A 4,648-nucleotide genomic window follows, 5' to 3' on the forward strand; every position below is an offset into this window, starting at 1 on the left:
CAAAATCTGCGCAATCTTCGCCTCAACTTCTGAATCAGCAACATGCAGTGATCTGAGGAAATCCCATTCTTCTGCATGTGCCGCAAAATAGGATGCGGCCATATTGGTACGCGCGTTGCGGACCTCGTCCAGCCGCGCCAGATCCTTTTGAAACGCCTTCGCCTGCGTAACATCGGCTTCTGTCAGCAACGACGTCAGGCGTCCGTCCTCCAAAACAGCGCCAGGCCGCAGGAAAACCCAGCTTCCTTCTTTGCGTCGCTCCAACAATCCAGCCTCGTCCAATATGCGGATATGCCGGGAAACGCGGGGCTGGCTTTGGTCCAATATCTGCACTAACTCGCCCACCGACAGTTCAAGCCGAAGCACGAGAAATACGATTCGAAGCCGCGTCGGGTCGGCTAGAGCGCGCATGATGTTCAGCAAATTGATCATTTCACCATCATATAAAGAAATCTTTATATCAAGTCAATCCGCTCAAATCTCCCGCATTTTCTACCGTTCTGGTAGAGTTAAATGCAATTTTGAGGCCGATCAGCTTACCGGAATAAAAAAGCGCATTGCCACCGAATTGTGAACGGGCTAGAGGGCTGTCCGCAGACATTACTGCATTCGTTGTGGTGTGCCTGTCAGGTTTTCATAAGTTTTGCTAGGGGGTTTCCCATATGAAGAAAATTGCTGTATCTCTCGTTCTTGCCGCTTCGCTCGGTTTGGCTGCTTGCTCAGGTGCTGAAGAAGCAACCACAGAAGCAACTGAAGCAACCACAGAAGCTCCTGCTGAAGCTGCTGACGCAGCTGTAGAAGGCGCTGAAGCTGCTGCAACTGAAGCTGCTCCTGCTGCTGACGCTGCTGCTGCTCCTGCTGCAGACGCTGCTGCTGCTGCACCTGCTGCAGACGCTGCGAAAGAAGCTGCGAAGTAATATTCGCGCTTTTTAGCGAAAGTTTTTGATAAGGGCTGTTCTGCTTGCAGGACGGCCCTTTTCTTTGTCTGCCGTAGACACGTTGGATACCGCGCGCGGCGCTCCAACCGGAACATCGCAATAAGGCGTCAGTTCTGGTGGTATGAAGCCACGGTGCGCGATACAAATTGCATGAACGTCATCCGTTGCGGAATAGGCGCCGTCGTGCTGCCCATCATCACCGCGATAGCGTAACGTGTGCCATCTGGCGCTGTCATAATCCCTATATCATTATATCCCGTGGACACCGGCGGCAAAACCTGTCCGGTTCCTGTCTTGTGCAAAAAGCTCCAACCCGCAGGAACGCCCGCCTTCAACCGGTTGGGTCCACTTGACGTCCGCGACATGATATCGAGCATGATGCGCGTTGAAGACGCCGACAACAGCTCGCCCTTAGCAAGCTTTGCCAAGGCGCGGACAATGGCTTGCGGACTTGCCCCATCGATTGGGTCATTCAGATAGCGGTCAAGCGCCGCCTTGCGGGTTGCCAACGGCACAGCATCGCGCGCAGCATAAAAGCGCCGACCAATTGCATATTCCTGTTTCCAGTCGAGACCGGCAATGCCGCTTTGCAACGCGCGTTCGCCCGGCCCAAAGCGGATCGCACCCAAATTCTTGCGCGCGATAAAACTCTTTACCGCTTGCGGACCACCTACGGTGCGCAGCAACGAGTCATTGGCGGTATTGTCACTGGCGCGAATGGATGTTTCCAGCAGGTTGAGGACCGAAACCTCAATGCTGCCATTGGCGATCACCTGATCACGGATTGGTTGATGAAAAACCGCCAGATCATCCCGTGTGATCCGCACTTTCTGATCGAGGCGGAGTTTCCCTTGATCGACCATGTCCAACACGGTGAGCGCAACCCAGGTTTTGGATACGCTTTGTTGGGGAAACAATTCATCCATCCTGCGGCCTAAAACCCACTCACCGCCATCAACGCGCATGATGGCAACACCGGTCCGCCCCGGAAACAAACGCCATTGATCTTGAATCAGGTTTTCAAGACCGGCGGGCGGCCGTCCAATTGCGGGACGGGCGGGCGCTACAACTGCTGGCGCTGGGGCTATTGCTGCTGGCGGTGCAGGTTCCCGAGGCATTGGCGCGGATACGCAGCCCGATAAAACGGACAACAGCGCCAGAGACGCAAGGCCTGTTTGGCCAGCTTTATGCACGCGCTTCTTGGTCGTCGAATTTATGTCAGCCATGAAGCTGCAATAGAGGCCTCTCGGTCGTTCTGTCACCGACAAAGGTCATTTTTGCGACCAATGATTCGATGGCGTCGACGAGAAGAGTTCCGATCAACAGGCGGCATCGTTCGGCAGGTCCGTTATGCGGGGAAACTTGGGCAACCTGTTTAAATAGGCTCAGCCACGACCCCGGTACGGGGCAACGCCCTGATCCGGAAGCCACAGCCCCTTTGGCGGCTCCCCCGATTGCCAGAACACATCGATAGGAATTCCGCCGCGCGGATACCAATAACCGCCGATGCGCAGCCAATGCGGCTTCATTTCGGTGAAAAGCCGCTGCCCTATGCCGACAGTGCAATCTTCATGGAACGCGGCGTGATTGCGGAACGAACCCAAGAAAAGCTTCAGCGACTTTGATTCAACGATGCTTTTGTCCGGCGCATAATCGATGACGAGATGCGCAAAATCGGGTTGCGCAGTGACCGGACATAAAGACGTAAACTCAGGCACGGCAAAGCGTGCGAGATACAGAGTATCGGGGCGCGGATTGGGGACATAATCCAGCTCAGCCTCTTCAGGCGTTTGGGGAAGTGCGCTTTGCGCACCCAGATACATCGGCTTTAGTTCGTCAGTCATAGCTGCGCATTTAGCGGTTTCACCACGGGAAGCAAACGGGTCATGCCGGTTGGGCCAGATATTCACTTTCGGTTCACGCAAAAGCGCATTGAGATTGGGCAACGCGCGCCGGTTTCCTGAAAACCTGTATCGTGCCCCGGACATGGCCTCGCTAACGCTCCGATCATGACGACATTGATTCCGGTACTCGGCGACCAACTTAGCCATGCGCTCTCGTCATTGGCGGGGCAGGACAAAAAGACGTGCGTCATTTTGATGGCCGAACTCGATGAAGAAACGACCTATGTGCCGCACCACAAATCCAAAATGGCGTTCATATTATCGGCGATGCGCCACCATGCCGACGACCTGCGTTCAGCCGGATGGACCGTCGACTATGTGAAGCTGACCGAGCCTGAAAACAGCGGCAGTTTTACTGGCGAACTCGCCCGCGCGATGGAACGGCATAGCGCATCCGCCATTTGTGTCACGGAAGCTGGCGAGTGGCGGGTAAAGGCCATGCTTGATAGCTGGGCCGACCGGTTCGATGTGCCCGTAGAGATACGCGCCGACGACCGCTTCTTGTGTGACCATGCCGAATTCGAAAGCTGGGCCAAGGACCGCAAGCAACTGCGCATGGAATATTTCTATCGCGACATGCGGCGTAAATCGAAATTGCTGATGGATGGCGATGCACCCGTCGGCGGGCAGTGGAATTTTGACGCTGAAAACCGCAAGCCGGCCAAGCGCGATCTCGCGATGCCGCAGCCACTGCATTTCGCGCCGGACGATATCACGCAGAATGTGATTGAAATGGTCGAAGCAAAATTTGCGACCAATATGGGCCAGACCGGGAAATTCGGCTTTGCGGTGACCCGCGCCGACGCGCTGAAACAGCAAGCATATTTCCTGAAACATGCGTTGCCGTCCTTTGGCGATTATCAGGACGCAATGCTCACCGGCGAGCCATTTTTATGGCATTCGATTTTGTCGCCGTACATCAACACCGGATTGCTTGATCCGCTGGAATTGTGCCGCGCGGTCGAAGCGCAATATCAGGCCGGCAAAGTGCCCATCAACGCTGCCGAAGGTTTCATTCGTCAGGTCATTGGTTGGCGCGAATATGTGCGCGGCATTTATTGGCATGCTGGTCCGCAATATGTGGAGAGCAATGCGCTTGGCGCCGAACGGCCGCTGCCGGAATTTTATTGGACGGGCAAAACAGACATGCATTGCCTGTCGCAAACCGTCGATCAGACAATCGCATATTCCTACGCCCATCATATCCAGCGGCTGATGATTACCGGCAATTTCGCCCTGCTGGCGGGCATCAACCCGGTCGACGTGCATAGATGGTATCTCGCCGTTTATGCAGACGCTTATGAATGGGTCGAATTGCCGAACAGCTTGGGCATGAGCCAGTTTGCAGACGGCGGCATGCTCGCATCAAAACCTTATGCGGCCAGTGGCGCCTATATCAACCGGATGTCGGATAATTGCTCCAGCTGCCGTTATGATGTGAAACAAAAAACGGGGCCCAAGGCATGTCCGTTCAATGCGCTCTATTGGGAATTTATTGCGCGCAACGAAGATAGACTGCGCAAGAACCCGCGCATGGCGATGCCATATAAAAACTGGGACCGGATGGCGGAAACCGATAAAGTTGCGCTTCGTCGTCAGGCACAGCAATTTCTCGAAACGCTTGGCTAGTTTGGAAAAGCTGCTTATCTTGAAGCGCACAAGAATCAAAATTAGCGGGCAAGGACAAAAAGATGGAATTGGTAGTAAGCACCGAATGGTTGGCGAACGAAATCGGCGCGTCTGATTTGCGCGTGGTCGATGCCACCTGGTTCATGCCCGATGCTGGCCGCAATGCGCAGGCCGAAT

At 54.8% G+C, this 4,648-nt stretch carries 5 protein-coding genes; 2 read left to right on the plus strand and 3 right to left on the minus strand.

Translation table 11 applies throughout. The features are described from left to right. A partial coding sequence (locus ACIQ0G_RS10295; protein ID WP_397577827.1) for an ArsR/SmtB family transcription factor occupies positions 1 to 432 on the minus strand: 432 nt, incomplete at its 3' end. Between the two features lie 230 nt (positions 433 to 662). Here ACIQ0G_RS10295 and ACIQ0G_RS10300 point away from each other — a divergent pair. Then, positions 663 to 917, plus strand: coding sequence for a circumsporozoite protein (locus ACIQ0G_RS10300; RefSeq protein WP_333570255.1), 255 nt, complete (start codon positions 663 to 665; stop codon positions 915 to 917). Between the two features lie 128 nt (positions 918 to 1,045). Here ACIQ0G_RS10300 and ACIQ0G_RS10305 read toward each other — a convergent pair whose 3' ends face one another. Both ACIQ0G_RS10305 and queF read right to left on the minus strand, forming a co-directional pair. Next, positions 1,046 to 2,164 carry a serine hydrolase gene (locus tag ACIQ0G_RS10305; RefSeq protein ID WP_397577828.1) on the minus strand — a complete coding sequence of 373 codons (1,119 nt, stop codon included), beginning with the start codon at positions 2,162 to 2,164 and terminating at the stop codon, positions 1,046 to 1,048. A 159-nt stretch (positions 2,165 to 2,323) separates the two neighbouring features. Further along, the gene (queF, locus tag ACIQ0G_RS10310) at positions 2,324 to 2,782 is read right to left on the minus strand and encodes a preQ(1) synthase (RefSeq protein WP_183938889.1); all 459 of its coding nucleotides are present in this window, start codon (positions 2,780 to 2,782) and stop codon (positions 2,324 to 2,326) included. Positions 2,783 to 2,947: 165 nt separating this feature from the next. Here queF and ACIQ0G_RS10315 point away from each other — a divergent pair, with 165 nt between their 5' ends. Continuing rightward, positions 2,948 to 4,471, plus strand: coding sequence for a cryptochrome/photolyase family protein (locus ACIQ0G_RS10315; protein WP_397577829.1), 1,524 nt, complete (start codon positions 2,948 to 2,950; stop codon positions 4,469 to 4,471). The last annotated feature ends 177 nt before the right edge of the window (positions 4,472 to 4,648 follow it).

It is taken from the genome of Sphingorhabdus sp., assembly GCF_044354325.1.
Taxonomy (GTDB): domain Bacteria; phylum Pseudomonadota; class Alphaproteobacteria; order Sphingomonadales; family Sphingomonadaceae; genus Sphingorhabdus_B.

Coding starts and splice junctions, on each gene's coding strand:
- ACIQ0G_RS10300 (WP_333570255.1), top strand. CDS start 663: ATGAAGAAAATTGCTGTATCTCTCGTTCTTGCCGCTTCGCTCGGTTTG.
- ACIQ0G_RS10305 (WP_397577828.1), bottom strand. CDS start 2,164: ATGGCTGACATAAATTCGACGACCAAGAAGCGCGTGCATAAAGCTGGC.
- queF (WP_183938889.1), bottom strand. CDS start 2,782: ATGACTGACGAACTAAAGCCGATGTATCTGGGTGCGCAAAGCGCACTT.
- ACIQ0G_RS10315 (WP_397577829.1), top strand. CDS start 2,948: ATGACGACATTGATTCCGGTACTCGGCGACCAACTTAGCCATGCGCTC.